Origin of the sequence: Streptomyces asoensis (genome assembly GCF_013085465.1) — a bacterium.
In the GTDB taxonomy this organism is placed as follows: Bacteria; Actinomycetota; Actinomycetes; order Streptomycetales; family Streptomycetaceae; genus Streptomyces; species Streptomyces cacaoi_A.
The window spans coordinates 1,522,326-1,539,075 of the sequence record NZ_CP049838.1; the positions used below are offsets into that span (position 1 = coordinate 1,522,326).

Sequence of the window (16,750 nt, forward strand, 5' to 3'; positions counted from 1 at the left end):
CCAGCACACGGCAGGGCCCGGGAGGAGATCCTCCCGGGCCCTTCGGACGTGTGACGCGACGGCTATCGGGGAGTGCGGGCGAACGACGAGAGAGCTCCGGACACGGGTTCGGGCAGCCCGTTGTTCTGTTCCGGCGCCGCGGTCAGCACGTCGAGGTGCTGGTAGCCCGCGGCGACGACGGGGTGCAGGTCGGCCGGGATGCGGCCCGCGAGCAGTCCGTCGCCCGCGAGCACCGTGAGCGTCGGATTGGCCGTCAGCCCTGTGGGATGTACGACGAGTTTCCTCACCTGCGGTGAAGTGGCCAGCTGGATGTCGGTCACCAGTTTGGTCGGGAAGTACTGCTCGGTGAAGTCGAGCGGCTGCTCCGCCAGGCTGCGGGCCAGCTCCTGGAGATCGGTGACCTCCTTGCCCGCGTCGGTGAACGGCGTACCGTCGGCCGACCGGTACCCGGGGTCGTCGGCGTCGCCGACCCGGTCGTAGTCACGCCAGGTGTACAGCGGCCCGTGGGGCTGCGCGGGGATGGCCTTGTACCCGACGCCGAACAACCGCGTCGGCTGCGTGCCGCCGTTGGCCGCGGGGAAGCTCTTGTCCGTGACCGGCCCGCCGTCGAAGAAGCCCACACTGCTCTGGAGGAACGCCAGCGGTACGGAGTTGTCGTCCATCAGTGCCCCGAGCACCGTGGCGTTGGTGAGCCGGAAGTCCTTCACCCCGGGTGAGCCGGTGAGGAAGGTGGCGGCGTCCTTCGAGAACAGGAAGCGGTTGGTGGCCTCGATGTTGATGCCGGAGGGCAGATAGGCCGGCAGGTCCGCCTCACCGTCCGCGTCGCGCACGGCGCCCAGGCCGGCGATGGCGAGCAGGGTCATGGTCTCCGGGTTGAGCAGCACCGGCGCGGACAGCGAGCGGGGCAGCACCCCGGTGTCGAGCCCCGCCTGCACCGCCGCATAGCCGAGCCCGATGTCCGGCAGGTCGGTGTCGTCGGGCAGGCTGCCGCTCAGGTCGGCCAGCGAGGTGGAGATCGTCGTGTCGAGGGCGAAGTAGCCGGCGCACTGGTTCTGTCCCGCGTCCGCCAGGGTGGTGGGGTCGCCGTCGAAGTCGGCCGCCGCGAAGTACCCGGTGACGACCCCGCCCAGCGAGTGTCCGCCGCACAGCACCTTGTTCCTGCGCAGGCCCTGGTCGGGCAGTTCGTGAACCAGCAGGTCGTATTCGTCCCGTACGGTCTGTTCGATGCCGAGCTTCGCCATCCACCCGAGCCGGTTGTCGCCGACGAAGCCCCCGAAGACCCGGCCGTCGACCTGCTTGGCCCGGTAGTAGTAGTCGACGGCGGTGTGCTGGTCGCCGGAAGCGATGCCGGTGCGGTCCTCCAGGCAGTTGGAGCGCCGGTCCAGGGCCCAGAACTCGATGTGCCGCCCCTGCGCGGCGGCCTTCGCGACCGTGCCGCGGGCCACACTGTCGAAGGCTCCGGCGCCCTCCAGGATGCCCGGCTGGGCCACGAGGATCCGGTCGGCGTCGGCCGACGCCGCCGGTCCGTCGGCGGAGCGATAGCGCAGATACGACAGCTGGTCGCAGGCCGCCGGCCGGTCCCCGAAGGACCGCGGCAACGGCAGCTTCACCCGTACCACCGACTCGGTCACGCCGTCGGCCGGGTGCGTCGACGTCACGGGCGTCTCGGTCCGTGCGCCGTCTCCCTGAGCGTCCGGGGCGGCCGCGGTGAGCGCCCCCGTGGTCAGCAGCACCGCCAGCGCCGCGCCGCGCCACGTCCTTCCTCTGCTACGACTCGTGTTCATAGCCGGACCGTAGGGCCGTGGAAGGCGGGGGCTCGGGAAGTGCTCACAAGAACGCAGCGCTCGACGGCGCGCTTGTCACCGGTCCGCAGAGAACGGGTCCGCGGTGTCGCGGCGCGGTCAGTCGTCCGTGACGGTCACGGTGACGGGAGTGCCGATCTCGATGGTGCGGCTGACGGTGCACAGCCGGTCGTGGGAGACCGCGACCGCCCGGGGCAGGATCGTGCGGGCCCGGTCGCCGGACGCGCCGTCCGGGAAGGTGACGGAGAAGGTGACCGCGAGGTCGGTCATCCGGTTGCCGAAGTCGTCGCTGATCTTGTCGCCGGTCACGGTGACGGTGAACTCGGCGGGCTCGGCGTGCCGGCCGGTGGCGACGTCGACGTCGGCGGCGGTGCAGCCGCCGATCGCCGCGAGCAGGAGTTCGACCGGGGTGAAGTCGGTGCCGCCGTCGGAATCGGAGCCGGTACCGAAGCCGATCGTGCCACCGCGGACGTTCGTCGCGGTGAACCGGCCGGCGCCGGTCCGCTCGATGGTGACGAGGCGCTGGGAGTCTTCGCTCATGCCGACGACACTAGTGCCGCGCCACCGGCACGCCACGCGGGCAGAACCCCGCCACGGCACCGGCTCGGCCCCGCCGGGCAGCCCAGGGGCCAAGGCACGTCCGAGGGATCGGCGTCCCGGCGGCCCGGCCGGGCTAGGCGCCCCGGCGCACCCGGGCGGCCGCGCGTGCCTCGGCGGCCTGGCGGGCCTCGGTGGCCTTGCGGGACTCGCCACCGCGGCCGGGCCGCCCCGGGCGGGTGCCCATACCGCGGAAGGGAGCACCGCCGCGCTGCGCACGCTCCGCGACGACCGGCCCGCTGCCGCCGACGGGGACGCCGGAGGGAGCCTGGGCGCCGGTGATACGGCTCAGCTCGGCCTCGCCGGAGCGGACCTGTGTGATCTGCGCCCTGATGCCCGCGTCGGACAGCAGCCGGGCCATGTCCCGGCGCTGGCTGTGCGTGACCAGGGTGACGACACTTCCGGACTCGCCGGCGCGTGCCGTACGGCCGCCGCGGTGCAGGTAGTCCTTGTGGTCGGCGGGCGGGTCGACGTTGACCACGAGGTCGAGGTTGTCGACGTGGATGCCGCGGGCCGCAACGTTGGTCGCGACCAGCACCGTGACACGGCCGTCCTTGAACTGGGCCAGGGTGTGGTTGCGCTGGGGCTGCGACTTGCCGCCGTGCAGCGCGGCGGCCCTGACGCCACTGCCCAGCAGGTGCCGGGTGAACTGGTCGACGGCGTGCTTGGTGTCCAGGAACATGAGCACGCGCCCTTCGCGGGCGGCGATCTCGGTGGCGGCGGCGTACTTGTCCGCGCCGTGCACCTGGAGGACGTGATGCTCCATCGTGGTGACCGCGCCCGCCGACGGGTCGACCGAGTGGACCACCGGGTCATGGAGGTAGCGACGGACCAGGAGGTCGATGTTGCTGTCGAGCGTGGCCGAGAACAGCATGCGCTGGCCGTCGGGGCGTACCTGGTCCAGCAGCTCGGTGACCTGCGGCAGGAAGCCCATGTCGGCCATCTGGTCGGCCTCGTCGAGGACGGTGATGTCCACCCGGTCCAGGCGGCAGTCCTTGCGCTCGACGAGATCCGTGAGGCGGCCCGGAGTCGCTACGACCACCTCGGCCCCGGCCCGTAGCGCGCCGGCCTGCCTGCCGATCGACATGCCGCCGACCACGGTGGCCAGCCGCAGCTTCAGCAGCCGGGCGTACGGGGTGAGCACGTCGCTGACCTGCTGGGCCAGCTCGCGCGTGGGGACGAGGACCAGGGCCAGCGGCTTCCGCGGCTCGGCGCGTCGGCCGGCCGTGCGCACCAGGAGCGCCAGGCCGAAGGCGAGCGTCTTGCCCGACCCGGTGCGACCGCGGCCCAGGACATCGCGGCCCGCGAGCGAGTTCGGCAGCGTGGCGGCCTGGATCGGGAACGGCTCGTTCAGGCCGTGCCCGGCGAGCATCTCCAGCAACTCGGCGGGCATGTCCAGTTCACCGAAGGTCGCGGCGGCGGGGAGGGCGGGGGTGACGGTGACCGGGAGCGCGAACTCGGAACGGTCATTCGTGCGAGCTGAACGGTTCAACGGAGAACCTTCCTCGACGGGGCACGCATCGAGGAATTCCCGGCAGGAGTGAGAATGAGCCGGACGAATTGCAAGCACGAGCCGAAAATGAGACTGAAAGAATTCCATCAGAATCTTCGGAATCCTTGAAAAGCAGCAAGCTGGGGCCCGCACCACATGGTGCGGGCCCCAGCTGCCTCATACGCTTTCGCGTCAGGCGGGCGTGATGTTCTCCGCCTGCGGGCCCTTCTGGCCCTGCGTGACGTCGAAGTTCACCTTCTGGCCTTCCTGAAGCTCACGGAAGCCCTGGGTGGCGATGTTCGAGTAGTGAGCGAAAACGTCGGGGCCGCCGCCGTCCTGCTCGATGAAACCGAATCCCTTTTCCGAGTTGAACCACTTGACGGTGCCAGTAGCCATGTCACATCTCCTTCGGGGCAGTGCCCAGAGGTCCACACCGTGTGGACCCATGCGTTGCCACAATGAACCCCGTCCGGATAAGCACCGGAGATACAAAAATGCCCGGCGACAGACAGTCGCCGAGGCACTTGAAGTTTCGGGAACCACAACTGCAACTAGCCTGAAGCCTAGCACGGTACATACAACCGCACTACCTTTCGCCCACGCGGCACCGGATCGGGCGCGCAAGCCTGTACGAAGTCAAATACACGCGAAAGGTTAATTTTCAGATTACACAAGGTGCGCCCCAGGAGAACGCGACCATGGCTCGAGCGTGCGCCACCGGCCCTGGCGGGGGCGGCGCGCCGGGGCGGAGCCGGGCCTCCCCGGCACGGCGCCGAGCTGCCGGCGGAGGGAAATCTCGTCGACAGCGCGCCCCGCGCCCGGCAGAGTGGCCGCTTGTGACGAGCAGCGAACTGTGGACCCGCGCGACCGCCGACCGCTACGACGCCGAGGAGGGCGAGATGTCCTCGGCCGCCGTCCTCGGACCGACTCTTGACTTCCTCGCCGGACTCGTCGGCGACGGCCGGGCACTGGAATTCGCCATCGGAACCGGACGCGTGGGTGTCCCGCTCCGGGAGCGCGGCGTGCCCGTGGTGGGCGTCGAACTGTCCGAGCACATGGCGGCGGTCCTGCGACGCAAGATCGACGAGGACACTCTGCCGGTCGTCCTCGGGGACATGGCCACGACCGTCGTGCCCGGCGAGTTCACCCTGGTGTATCTCGTCTACAACACCATCACGAACCTGCTCACGCAGGACGAACAGGTCGAGTGCTTCCGCAACGCCGCACGACACCTGGCGCCCGGCGGCCGCTTCGTCATCGAGCTGGGGGTGCCGCCGCTGCGGTTCCTGCCGCCCGGGCAGGTCGCGGTGCCCTTCGACGTCTCCGAGCGGCATCTGGGCTTCGACACCTTCGACCTGGTCGAACAGATCCTCGTCTCGCACCACTTCACCCGCGACGCCGACGACGGCAGCTACCGCCGCGGAAACTCCCGGCACCGGTACGCGTGGCCCGCGGAGCTCGACCTGATGGCACGGATCGCGGGACTCGAACCGGAACGGCGCGTCGCGGACTGGAACGGCGCACCGTTCACCCAGGACTCCACGAAGCACATCTCCGTGTGGCGCAAGCCGACCTGACACACCTTCCTCCCGCCGAACCCGCCCCGCCGTGTGCGGCGGGAGTCGACCGGTGATTGGCTGTCCCCGTTTCCGGCAGCCAGTCCATCCACAGGAGGGCCCCGTCATGAGCAGTCCCCACACACTCGAGTACAAGGTCGTCACCTTCCGCGAGTCACTGATCGGCGACGCGCTGGACAGCGACAAGCTGGAGAAGGTGCTCAACAAGCACGCCGAGGACGGCTGGGCCCTCAAGGCGATCACGTCCGCCGACGTCAAGGGCCGTATCGGGCCCGGCGCGGTCGAGGGCCTGCTCCTCACGCTGGAGCGTCCGCGCCGCTGACACCCGCGGTCCTGCCTACGGGTGCCGCTCCGCGGAAGGCCGTGGAGCGGCACCGGCTCCGAGTCCGGACGCCTCCGGCGTTCCCTCGGTGACACCCGTGGCCAATAAGCCCTCAATGGCATCGAAAGTCGCAAAGCTCCCTGTTGTATGGCTTCACGCACAACCGGAGCGAGGGAACATGGCCAACGACACCACTGACGCACGTCCACCTGACGGGTTGAAGGCCAATGCGATCGGCTTCGTCGACGCGCTCGTCATCGGGCTCAACGCCACCTCACCGGCGTACTCACTGGCGGCGGTCATCGGTCCGATCGTGGCGCTCGTGGGCATCTACGCCCCCGGCGTGCTGGTCGCTTCGTTCGTGCCGATGCTCCTGATCGCGTCGGCGTTCTACTACCTCAACAAGGTCGACCAGGACTGCGGCACCACCTTCTCGTGGGTCACCCGGGCCATGGGGCCCTGGGCAGGCTGGCTGGGCGGTTGGGCCATCACCATGACCGGGGTGCTGGTCGTCGGGTCACTGGCGGATGTCGCCGTGAGCTTCGCGCTGCTCGCCTTCGGCCTCGACAGCTGGGTCGACAACGACTTCGTACGCCAGCTGCTCGCGGTGCTGCTGATCCTCGTGATGACCGCCGTGTGCGTCATCGGCACCGAGGTGTCCGCCAAGGTGCAGAACGTGCTCATCCTCGCCCAGGTCGTCTGTCTGCTCGCCTTCGTCGTCGTAGCCCTCTACCGCGTCTACGCGGGCACCAGCACCTTCGATTCCGTCGAACCGTCGATCGGATGGCTCAACCCCTTCGGCGCCGGCGGCGCGACGCTGACCGGGGCCCTGCTGCTGGGCGTGTTCATCTACTGGGGCTGGGAGTCCGCGGTCAATCTCACCGAGGAGGTCGAGGACTCCGCCACCGCGCCCGGCAAGGCGGGCGTCTGGTCGACGGTCATCCTGCTGGTGACCTACGTGTCGGTCGGTTTCGCCGTCGTGGCCTACGCCGGAACGACCTTCCTGGCGGAGAACGCCGACGAGGAGGAGTTCATCTTCGCCCTGCTCGCCGGCAAGGTGATGGACGGCTGGGACTGGGTCGTGCTGCTGGCTGTCTCCACCTCCGCGCTGGCGTCGACGCAGACGACGATCATCCCGGCGTCCCGTACGGCGCTGTCGATGGCACGCCGTCAGGCGCTGCCCGCGCACTTCGCCCACATCCACCCGCGGTTCCGCACGCCCGACGTGAGCACCTGGTGGGTCGCCGGCATCGCCATCGCCTGGTATCTCGTCCTCAACCAGATCAGCACCAACGCGCTCTTCGACTCGCTCACCGCGCTGTCGTTGCTGATCGCGTTCTACTACGCCCTCACCGGTGTGGCCTGCGCCGTCTACTACCGCCGCCATCTGACGGAGAGCGTCCGCTACTTCGTGCTCATCGGCCTCGGCCCTCTCGTCGGCGCCGGGCTGTTGGCATGGCTCCTGGTGGAATCGGTCTCCGACATGTCCGACCCCGCGAACTCCTACACCGGCGCCTCGTGGCTCGGGGTCGGCCCGCCGCTCGTCATCGGCATCGGCATCGCCGCCGCGGGAGTGGTGCTCATGGTGCTGTGGCGGCTGAAGTCACCCGCCTTCTGGTCGGAACGCGCGGGCGTGGCCGACCCCGATCTTGTCCACGGCGTCCCCGGCAAGGAGTCCTGAGATGGCGGTCGTCCTCGGATACGACGAATCTCCCGGCGCGGTACGCGCCCTGCGCATCGCGATCCAGACGGCGGCCGCGTTCGGTGAGCCCCTCGTGCTGGTCTACGGCGCCGCGGCCCCGGGGCCGGGCGGCGAGGAGTACCGGGCCCACCACGAAGCCGTCCGCGAGGCCGGACGCATCGCCCTCGAGCACGCCGTCACGGCGGCCGAGGCGGCGGGCGTGCCCACGACTGTCGAGATCATCGACCAGAAACCGGCGCAGGCGCTGGTCGACGCCGCGTCACGCCATGGGGCGAGGTTCATCGTGGTGGGCAGCTGGGGCGAGAGCCCGATGCGCGGGGCGCTGTTGGGCTCGACCCCCCACAAACTCCTGCACCTGTCGAGCGTCCCGGTGCTCTGCGTCCCGACCGAACAATGAGCCGCCGCAGAGAACCGCGCAGGCCGACCATTGGGCGGATGATCACACCGGTCGCATCCCCGACGCCGCCTCACCTGCCCCAGATCCTCCGGTACGCCTCCCGGTAGCCCGACGGGTCCCAGCTCGTGGCGCCGTCGCTGTTGTCGGCCGTGGCGATGTGGACGGGTGCCGCATACCCGCTGGCGGGACGGCCGGAGAAGGCGCGGTTGAACTCGTCGATGATCTGCCAGCCCTGGAGGGACAGCGGCTCGGGCACGGTGGCGGCCTGGTACTGCCCGCTGTTGATGCGCTGGAAGGCGGAGGGATCGCCGTCGCCGGCGCCGATGTTGAAGGGCGGGCCTGAGCCCTTCTCACCGGCCGCCCGGAAGGCGGGGGCGGCGTCGGCGAAGTACAGGTCGTTGATGGCGACGGAGTGGGTCCACCTGCTCCGGAAGCGGGAGAGGAGGGAGGCGATCTCTCGCGGGGTGCGACTGCTCGCGTCCGGGATCGGGATGTTCTCGTACGCGAGCACCTTCACACCCGGACAGGTGGCCAGCTCCTTCCTGATCAGCTCGGACTTGTTCCTGGCGAAGGGAATCGAGGCGTCGGTGATGAGCACGACCCCCGCACGGCCGTTGGACGTCGAGATGATCCACCGCGCGCTGATTCTCGCCACGTCCTCGACGTAAGTGGTGACGTTGGTGAAGAGCTCGGGCCGCCGACTGGGGCCGGGAGCGGCGACCGCGTGCCAGCCGATGAGCGGGATGCCTGCCGCGTTGGCCCGCGCGACCTGTCGCGACGTCGCGTCGGGGTCGAACCCGCCGATGACGATGCCCGAGGGCTTGAGGGCCACGGCCTCGCTCATGGCCGCCTGGATACCGGTGGGAGTGCCTCCGCCGTCGATCACCCGGACGTCCCATCCGATGGCCTGCGCGGCTTGCCGCACCCCGTTCGCGGCGCCGGCGACTCCGGGATTGGTCATGGTCTGGGCGACGTAGACGATGGACTTGCCGGACACCGCCGTGGGGCCGCTGGTCGGCCCGTTCCAGGGGACGTCGGTTTCCTCCGCCCCGGTGACGGCCGCCTGGGCCCTGGCGTGGACGGCAGGGCAGCCGCTCGGGCCGTGGGTGGACTCCCCCGGGCCCCCCGACGAGCCGCGTTCGCAGCCGGCGAGGAGCGTTGCCGTTGCCAGCAGGGCGCAGGCGGCGAGCCGAGCGTTGACGACGCCGGGGGTCGCTTTGCGGCTGCCGTACACGGGAGCTCCTCACATGGGGACGAGCGGGAGGATGCGGCCGGGGGCACGGAGGTGGTGCCCCCGGCGTGGTCAAGGAGTGGTGCCCGCTGTGCCGCCGTCCTGCGTCGAAGACGACGGCGACCGAGGCGGCACGGTGGGCGAACCGCGGGCCGCGAAGGCGCCGGTGCGCATGCGGCGGCGGGCCGCGTAACCGGCCAGGCCGACGGCGAGGAGCAGGGTGCCGCCGTAGAACAGCGGGACCGTCCAGAAGTCGGCGCCCAACTGGCCGATGCCGGTGAGGCCGACGGCGAGGACGGCGACGGCGACCACGGTGCCGATGGCGTTGGGGCGGCCGGGTTTGATCGCGGTGGAGCCGAGGAGGGCACCGACGAAGGCGGGCAGCAGGTAGTCGAGGCCGACACTCGGATTGCCGATCTGCTGCTGGGCCGCGAGCAGCACACCGGCGAAGCCGACGATCAGCCCCGAAGTGGTGAACGCGTAGACGGTGTACCTGCGGGTCGGGATGCCGACGAGGTCGGCCGCGCGCGGGTTCGAGCCGACGACGTACAGGTACCGGCCGAGCGGCAGCCGCTCCAGCACCGTCCAGAGAACGACCGCGAGGGCGAGTACGTAGAAGGCGGGGACCGGAAGGCCGAGGAACGTGGAGTCGTAGAGGTCGGTGAAGGCGGCCGGGAGGCCTTGCGGGCCGGGGACGATCCGGCCGCCGTCGGTGATCCAGCCGGTCACGGCGTACATCATGCTGCCGGTCCCGAGGGTGGCGATGAAGGAGTCGATCCGGCCGAACACGACGATGACACCGTTGAGGACGCCCACGACCGCCCCTCCGACGATCACCGCGAGGCAGGCGAGCGGCCATGGCCACCCGTCGTGGACGACGAGCTGGAGCACCGTGACGTGAGTCAGGCCGAGGCCGTAGCCGATGGAGAGGTCGAACGCGCCGGTCACGATGGGGACCATGGCGGCGAGCGCGAGGACGGCCGGGATCGACTGGTTGGACAGGATCGAGTCGACGGTGTCCAGCGTGGGGAAGGTGCGCGGCAGGGCGAGGGAGAAGATCAGGACGAGCAGGGCGGTGAGGGCCAGGAGGCCGTAAGCGCCGATGAGGTGCCCGGGGCCGTGCGCTCGCCCCGGTCGGCGCGGTCGTGGCCGGGGCGAGGAGGGGGAGGGCGGGGCGCTCATGGGTTCGTCCCGGCCCCTGGAGAGGGCATGGCCGAAGCCGCCCGGGTGAGCCCGGCGACCGTGAGGGCCGCACCGCTCAGCTCGGCCGTCACGGACCCGCGGACGAAGACCAGGGTGCGCCGGCACACGCCCACCACCTCCTCGAAGTCGGTGGAGATGAGCAGGACCGCGAGGCCGTCGGCCAGCGCTTCGTCGAGCAGGCGGTGGAGCGCGGCCTTGGCGCCCACGTCCACGCTCGCGGTCGGCTCCTCGAGGATCAGCAGGCGCAGGCCCACCCGGAACCACCGGCCGATCATGACTTTCTGCTGGTTTCCGCCGGACAGGGTGGCGATGGGGGCCTCGCTGTCACGGGGGCGTACCGAGAACCGTTCGATCAGGGTGACGGCCTCGGCGCGTTCGCGCCGGGGGTTGATCCAGCGCAGCGCCGACAGGCCTCCCGCGCGGGGGTTGGCCAGGAGGTTCTCCCGTACGGTCAGCTCGGCGAGGCAGCTCTCCCGCAGTCTGTCGCCGGGCACGAAGCCGACCCCGACTCCGACGGCGTCGGCCACCGTGCGAGGCCGGTACGGCCGACCGTCGAGAAGGGCCCGCCCGTCGAGAAGGGGCCGGGAGCCTGCGAGGGCCCGGCCCAGATCCATGTGGCCGGCGCCCGAGAGGCCGACCAGGCCCAGGGCTTCCCCGGCCGTCAGTTCCAGGCTGACCGGTCCTGTGCCGGCGGTCCTCACGCCGTCGAGGGTCAGGACGGCCGACCCGTCGGCCGGAGCCTTGGCGGGGTGGTGGTCCGTCAGTTCCTCGCCGACGATGTCGTGCACCAGACGGGCGGGGCTGTGGCCCGCCAGCGAGCCGTGGCTGACGAGGTGGCCGTCACGCAGTACGGCGTAGGTGTCGGCGACTTCGTACACCTCGTCCAGCCGGTGGCTGACGTAGAGGATGGCGTGCCCCCGGTCGCGCAGGGTGTGCAGGACGCGGAACAGCCGGGCACAGTCCGCGGCGGGCAGGCGGGCGGTCGGCTCGTCGAGGACGATGAGCTTCGCGCGTGCCGCCAGGGCCCTGGCGATCGCGACCAGCGAACGCTCGGCCGGGGAGAGTCGGGCGGCCGGTGCGTCGGGGTCGAGATGTCCGGCGACGAGACGCAGGGCGTCCACGCAGCGCTCGCGGGTCCGCCGCCAGGAGATCAGTCCGGCGCGGCGCGGATATCCGGTGCTCAGGGCGATGTTCTCGGCGACCGTCATCCACTCCACGAGACCGAGGTCCTGGTGGATGAAGGACATGCTGTGGGAGGCGGCCCGACTCCCGAGCGGGTGGCCGTCCACCGTGATCTGCCCCGCGTCGGCGTGGTGGACGCCGGCGAGCACCTTGATGAGCGTGGACTTTCCGGCACCGTTGGGCCCGAGGAGGGCGAGGACGCTGCCGGCGTGGACGTCGAGGTCGACCCCGGCCAGCGCGAGGGTCCCGCCGAACCGCTTGCCGAGCCCGCGGATACGGACCAGGGGTTCCGCCTCGAAGGACGCAGCCGCTTTCGCGGACGTGTCGGGAGCGTCGTGCACGGACATCTCCGGGGGTCGGCCTGGCGATTTCTTCCCGACGATCACAGGGATACTATCCGACTGAATTGCATCATTTCAGACAATTCAGCTCGCCATGACTCCAACGGGTCAGCGGGCCGCTCCCGGAGCGCCGGGCCTCGTCCTCACGCCCCGTCGAGCCCGCATTCGGCCCAGATGACCTTGCCCTCCGGGAGGTAGCGCGTACCCCAGGTCTGTGACAGCTGCGCGACGAGGAACAGGCCACGCCCGCCCTCGTCGGTGCTGGCCGCCCGGCGCAGGTGCGGGGCGGTGTTGCTGGTGTCGGAGACCTCGCAGATCAGGGTGCGGTCGTGCAGCAGCCGCACCCCGATGGGCCCGGTGCCGTGGCGGATGGCGTTGGTGACCAGCTCGCTCAGTATCAGTTCCGCGGCGAACGCGGCCTCGTCGAGTCCCCAGTCGGCCAGTCGCCGGAGGGCGGACGCCCGCACCTCACCGACGAAGGCCGGGTCGGCGGGCAGCTCCCAGGTGGCGATCCGACCGGGGTCCAGGGCGTGGGTGCGGGCGACGAGCAGGGCGATGTCGTCGCACGGGTGGGCGGGCGCCACGGTGTCCAGGATCGCCTGGCAGGTCTCCTCGGGGGTGCGCTCCGCGTGGGTGAGGGTCCCGCGCAGCTCGTCCAGGACGACGTCGACGTCGCGGTGCCGGTCCTCGATGAGCCCGTCGGTGTAGAGGACCAGCTGGCTGCCCTCGGGAAGGTCGATCTCGACGGCGTCGAAGGGCAGCCCCCCGAGGCCGAGCGGGGGCCCGGCCGGCAGGTCGGGGTACGACACCTCGCCGTCGGGGCGGACCAGCGCGGGCGGAGGGTGGCCGGCCCGGGCCATCACACACCGCTGCGAGGTCGGGTCGTAGATGGCGTACAGGCAGGTCGCGCCGATGATGCCGACACCCTCGCCGTCGGGGTCCTCCCGGTCCAGGCGTCCCACGAGGTTGTCGAGGTGGGTGAGGACTTCGTCCGGGGGGAAGTCGAGTTCGGCGAAGCTGCGTGCGGCGGTGCGCAGCCGGCCCATCGTGGCGGCGGACAGCATGCCGTGGCCGACGACGTCGCCGACGATGAGGCCGACACGGGTGCCGGAGAGGGGGATGACGTCGTACCAGTCTCCGCTCACGTCCGCTTCGGCGGGCAGGTACCGATGGGCGACCTCGACCGCGTCCTGATCGGGCAGACCGTGCGGGAGCAGCCTGCGCTGTAGGGCCAGGACCATGGTGCGTTCGTGCGTGTAGCGCCGGGCGTTGTCGATGGACAGGGCGGCGCGGGTGGTGAGTTCCTGGGCCAGCGAGCGGTCGTCGTCCCCGAGGGGGGCGGGATCCTGGGCACGGTAGAAGCTGGCGACGCCCAGGACGACACCGCGGGCGACGAGAGGTACGGCGATGAGGGAGTGCACATGAGCCAGCAGCCGTTCGGTGTGCTCGGGGTCCTGGGCGAGCCAGCCGGCGGCGGTCTTCAGGTCCGGCTCCAGCACCGCCTGTCCGCCGGCCAGGCACCGCAGCTGGGGCGCGGTCGCGCCGAAGTCGGTCCGCTTGCCGACCGGGGTGAAGGGTAGGTCGTCGCGGATGCCGTGGACCACCGTACGGCGTAGGTCGTCGAGGGGGTCGGTGGCTTCCTCGCCACGCAGTACGGCCTCGGACAGGTCGACGGTGACGAAGTCGGCCAGCCGCGGGACCGCCGTCTCGGCGAGTTCCTCGGCGGTGCGGCGCACGTCCAGGGTGGCGCCTATGCGGCTGCTGGCCTCGGACAGCAGCTCCAGGCGGCGGCGCGCGGCAAGGGCGTATGCCCCGACGAACGGCTCCCCCACCAGCACGAGCCCTCTGGCCGAGGGCGACGGTGCGGGGTGATCGCCCGTGGCACCGTCGGCGCCATCGGCCGTGACGCCCTCGGCGCCCGCGGCGAGCCGGCCGGGCGCCGCGTCGGGAAGGCGTCCGGACGGCAGGGTGCCGGAGATCCGCGCGACCTGTGGACCGGCAGAGACGACGGCGAGCTCGGCGGGGAAACCCGGCACCTCGTCCACCTGGCGCGGGATGACCAGGGGCCCTTCCGGTGAGAAGGCCGGGAGGACGGCCTCGACCGCGATGCCCTCCACCCCGGAGGCACTCGTCACGGGACGGCTCACGAGCACGATCCGCCGCCCGTCGGGCAGGGACACGTCGACGGCGGCCCGCTGCGCGCGGGATACCAGCTCGGCGGCCTTCTCCAGGAGGATCTCCCGGTCACGGGAGCTCAGCTCGAGGGCCAGTTCGTCCACCGCGATGCCGCGGTGCAGGCCGACGGCTGCTTCGGCTCCGGTGGTCAGGTACGCCCGCAACAGAGCGCGCTCACGCACGGAACTCTGCCCCAGCAGGCGCCGCTCCATGGCCCGCGCCGCTTTGCGTATCACGGCACGCAGTGCCGGGTTCTCGGCGCTGCGCGGATAGCCGAAGCACAGGACCCCCTCGATGCGCCCGCTGAGGGGGTCGCGGACGGGAAGCGCGACACAGGCGCTCGCCTGGGAGCGCTCCGCGAAGTGCTCGGCACCGTAGACCCGGATGAGCTGCCGCTCGGCCAGGGCGAGACCGATGCCGTTGGTGCCGGCGAACTGCTCGGCGAACACGAAGCCCGGGACTCTCTGGATCGCCGGGAGCCTTCTGGCCAGCGACGCCTCGCCGAAACGGCGCAGGAGGACCGTCCCGTTCGCATCGGCGACGGAGATGTTGATCTCACTACCGGAGAACTTGGCCTGAAGCCGGTCGAGCACCGGCACGGCCACGCGGACGATCCTGCCGTCCGGATCGAAATCCTCCAGGAAGGGAAGGTCGGACTGGTCCGGTGAGATGCCCAGGTTCCGGCAGCGCTGCCACGAGTCCAGAATCGGCGTGCGCACGCCCTGATCCACCGGCTCACCCTGGAGAAACCGCTCACGGAAACGGACGGGCCCCGTGCCGTCTGTAGCACGTCCCGCCGACCTCGGTTTCCCGCCGGACCGAACCACGCTTCGCCTCACCCGTGCCCGATTCACCACGTTTTACGAAAATAATCCGATATGGGCGAGGATACGGGCATCAGGGGCGCTAGTCACGGCTCACAGGTCCCTCACGAGTGCGGTGACCCGGCGGGGCCCCTCCGCCACACGACCACCACAGGGGCCTCCGTTCACCCCTGCACAGCGAACTGGCTCCCGGTCTTCTCCCCGTCCTGCGTGACCGCGGCGGCCACACAGCGGAAGACGCGCAGCCCCTTGTCCCATTCCGACGCTGTCGGCGGGAGGATGTCGACGTTCCACTCGTCTGCGACCTCACGGCCGCCAGGGACCATGGACTCGGCCATGACCTGCTGCGAGCACAGCGCCTTCACGTCAGGATGCTTGATCAGATCCCGCGCGTTGTTCGTCATGCCGTCCTCCGGCAGCGGGGCGATCGCGAAGGTCTCCCACACATGCCTGGTCCGGCAGTCCGCGCGACTGACAGTGATGATGCCCGAGATATCCGTGATGCCGCTCCAGCACTCCGGGGTCGCGACACACCGACCGCCCACACCGTCGACGCCCGTCGCAGGGCAGTTCTCCGTCGTGGTCGCCACCCCTCCGAAGCCGGACGCGGCCTTGTTCTCGCCTGTGGCACCGGAGGAGGGGGAGGCTGTCGAGCGGGAGTCCCCGCCTCCGTGGTCCTGGCCGTTCTGATACGTCACCACGGTGACCGACACGCTCACCGAGACGGCCACGGCCGCCAGTACGGCGATCAGCCGGGGGCGCCTCGATCCCTTCCGCCCACCGTCGCCGTCGCCGCCCGGCCCGACGGCCGCGGTCGTACGGCCCGCGTCCCGGACGGGCGGCGGGGCGCCCCCGTACGGCAGAGCCGCATCCCGCGGCTGCGTGTACGGAGAGGGCGACGCATCCCGGTACGACGGAACGGTGGTCATGCCGAGTACCGGTCCGAAGCCGCCGGCACCCGCCTCGACGGTGTCCGGATCGTCGAGATCGACGGCGGCGAGAGCGTCCCGGAACGCGCCCGCGTCGGACAAACGCTGGGCCGGGTCCGAGGCCACGGCGTGCCGAAGAACCGAGTTGAGGGCCGCCGGCACTCCGGGCAGGGCGGGGTACGGCCAGGTGTGGCGCACGATCAGTTCGGCGAGGCTGAGCTGGGTCCCGTCGTCCGGGTAGTGCGGCGGACAGCCCCGCAGCAGGGCGTAGACGGTGGCGGCCAGTGAGTACACATCGCCGGCCGGGGTGGGTTCCGCCAGGTGGAAGGCCTCGGGCGGCGCGTACGCGGGGGTCAGCGCCTCCCGCGTCACGGACAGTTCATGTCCCGGCCGGGGCATGGCCGCCAGCCCGAAGTCGGTGAGGGCCACACCGCCGTACCGGTTGACCATGACGTTTCCGGGCTTGATGTCGCGGTGCAGCACCCCGGCCGCGTGAGCGGCCGCCACCGCGTCCGCGAGGCCCACCCCGATGTCGCGCGCCTCCTTGAGCGGCAGTGGCCCCTGCCGGTGCAGCCGGTCGCCGAGCGAGCCGCCGGGGCACAACTCCAGCACCATGTAGGGGCGGTTGTCTGCAAGGACCCCGGCGTCATACACCGGCACCACATGCGGGTGCCCGGACAACTGCCCGGCCGCAGTGACCTCACGCAGAAAACGCTGCCGGTCGCGCGGTGTGGACAGCACCCTGCTGTCCACCTTCAGCGCGACCTCCCTGCCCACGGCCAACTGCCTGGCCCGGTACACCGTGGCGAACCCACCCTGACCCAGGACCTCCTGGATCTCGTACCCGGGCAGTTCCATTCGTTCGAGCCCCACGTGCCGTACCCCCAGCGCACCGTCCCGGGCAGAACATCCGACCGAGGATGAGGCGAGACTCTAGCCCAGCAGCGGCCGCCGCCCTCGGCGCCGGGTGCGAATC

General features: G+C 70.9%; 13 protein-coding genes. 4 read left to right on the forward strand and 9 right to left on the reverse strand.

The window, feature by feature from the left end:
• Positions 1-62 precede the first annotated feature (62 nt).
• The 4 genes from G9272_RS06770 to G9272_RS06785 form a co-directional block, all read right to left on the reverse strand.
• The gene (locus tag G9272_RS06770) at positions 63-1,784 is read right to left on the reverse strand and encodes a hypothetical protein (protein ID WP_171395682.1); all 1,722 of its coding nucleotides are present in this window, start codon (positions 1,782-1,784) and stop codon (positions 63-65) included.
• 117 nt (positions 1,785-1,901) lie between these two features.
• Complete coding sequence (locus tag G9272_RS06775; protein WP_171395683.1) at positions 1,902-2,342, reverse strand: OsmC family protein; 441 nt, start codon at positions 2,340-2,342, stop codon at positions 1,902-1,904.
• Positions 2,343-2,475: 133 nt separating this feature from the next.
• The gene (locus G9272_RS06780) at positions 2,476-3,891 is read right to left on the reverse strand and encodes a DEAD/DEAH box helicase (RefSeq protein WP_171395684.1); all 1,416 of its coding nucleotides are present in this window, start codon (positions 3,889-3,891) and stop codon (positions 2,476-2,478) included.
• A 192-nt stretch (positions 3,892-4,083) separates the two neighbouring features.
• A complete protein-coding gene (locus G9272_RS06785; protein ID WP_020125862.1) occupies positions 4,084-4,287 on the reverse strand; it encodes a cold-shock protein in 204 nt (67 codons plus the stop codon).
• A gap of 440 nt (positions 4,288-4,727) precedes the next feature.
• Between G9272_RS06785 and G9272_RS06790 the strand changes: the two genes are divergently transcribed.
• The 4 genes from G9272_RS06790 (at position 4,728) to G9272_RS06805 (ending at position 7,889) form a co-directional block, all read left to right on the forward strand.
• Positions 4,728-5,468: a class I SAM-dependent DNA methyltransferase gene (locus G9272_RS06790; RefSeq protein ID WP_171395685.1), complete on the forward strand. Its 741-nt coding sequence runs from the start codon at positions 4,728-4,730 to the stop codon at positions 5,466-5,468.
• Positions 5,469-5,574: 106 nt separating this feature from the next.
• On the forward strand, positions 5,575-5,790 hold the full coding sequence (locus G9272_RS06795; RefSeq protein WP_062646259.1) for a DUF4177 domain-containing protein: 216 nt from the start codon (positions 5,575-5,577) through the stop codon (positions 5,788-5,790).
• 178 nt (positions 5,791-5,968) lie between these two features.
• Positions 5,969-7,471, forward strand: a complete 1,503-nt coding sequence (locus tag G9272_RS06800; protein WP_171395686.1) for an APC family permease — start codon at positions 5,969-5,971, stop codon at positions 7,469-7,471.
• Between the two features lies 1 nt (position 7,472).
• A complete protein-coding gene (locus tag G9272_RS06805) occupies positions 7,473-7,889 on the forward strand; it encodes a universal stress protein (protein WP_171395687.1) in 417 nt (138 codons plus the stop codon).
• A gap of 70 nt (positions 7,890-7,959) precedes the next feature.
• Here G9272_RS06805 and G9272_RS06810 read toward each other — a convergent pair whose 3' ends face one another.
• The 5 genes from G9272_RS06810 to G9272_RS06830 all read right to left on the reverse strand — a co-directional run bounded on the left by G9272_RS06810 (position 7,960) and on the right by G9272_RS06830 (position 16,647).
• Positions 7,960-9,123, reverse strand: coding sequence for a substrate-binding domain-containing protein (locus G9272_RS06810; protein WP_171395688.1), 1,164 nt, complete (start codon positions 9,121-9,123; stop codon positions 7,960-7,962).
• Positions 9,124-9,192: 69 nt separating this feature from the next.
• Positions 9,193-10,302: an ABC transporter permease gene (locus G9272_RS06815; protein WP_171395689.1), complete on the reverse strand. Its 1,110-nt coding sequence runs from the start codon at positions 10,300-10,302 to the stop codon at positions 9,193-9,195.
• Positions 10,299-11,846, reverse strand: coding sequence for a sugar ABC transporter ATP-binding protein (locus G9272_RS06820; protein ID WP_171395690.1), 1,548 nt, complete (start codon positions 11,844-11,846; stop codon positions 10,299-10,301). Before G9272_RS06820 ends, G9272_RS06815 begins: the two co-directional genes overlap by 4 nt.
• Before the next feature lie 143 nt (positions 11,847-11,989).
• On the reverse strand, positions 11,990-14,848 hold the full coding sequence (locus G9272_RS06825) for a SpoIIE family protein phosphatase (RefSeq protein WP_171395691.1): 2,859 nt from the start codon (positions 14,846-14,848) through the stop codon (positions 11,990-11,992).
• A 161-nt stretch (positions 14,849-15,009) separates the two neighbouring features.
• Positions 15,010-16,647 carry a serine/threonine-protein kinase gene (locus tag G9272_RS06830; RefSeq protein ID WP_253267742.1) on the reverse strand — a complete coding sequence of 546 codons (1,638 nt, stop codon included), beginning with the start codon at positions 16,645-16,647 and terminating at the stop codon, positions 15,010-15,012.
• Positions 16,648-16,750: the final 103 nt, after the last annotated feature.

Excerpts from the sequence above, each read along its gene's own strand:
- G9272_RS06770 (WP_171395682.1), bottom strand. The coding sequence starts at position 1,784 with ATGAACACGAGTCGTAGCAGAGGAAGGACGTGGCGCGGCGCGGCGCTG.
- G9272_RS06775 (WP_171395683.1), bottom strand. The coding sequence starts at position 2,342 with ATGAGCGAAGACTCCCAGCGCCTCGTCACCATCGAGCGGACCGGCGCC.
- G9272_RS06785 (WP_020125862.1), bottom strand. The coding sequence starts at position 4,287 with ATGGCTACTGGCACCGTCAAGTGGTTCAACTCGGAAAAGGGATTCGGT.
- G9272_RS06795 (WP_062646259.1), top strand. The coding sequence starts at position 5,575 with ATGAGCAGTCCCCACACACTCGAGTACAAGGTCGTCACCTTCCGCGAG.
- G9272_RS06800 (WP_171395686.1), top strand. The coding sequence starts at position 5,969 with ATGGCCAACGACACCACTGACGCACGTCCACCTGACGGGTTGAAGGCC.
- G9272_RS06805 (WP_171395687.1), top strand. The coding sequence starts at position 7,473 with ATGGCGGTCGTCCTCGGATACGACGAATCTCCCGGCGCGGTACGCGCC.
- G9272_RS06815 (WP_171395689.1), bottom strand. The coding sequence starts at position 10,302 with ATGAGCGCCCCGCCCTCCCCCTCCTCGCCCCGGCCACGACCGCGCCGA.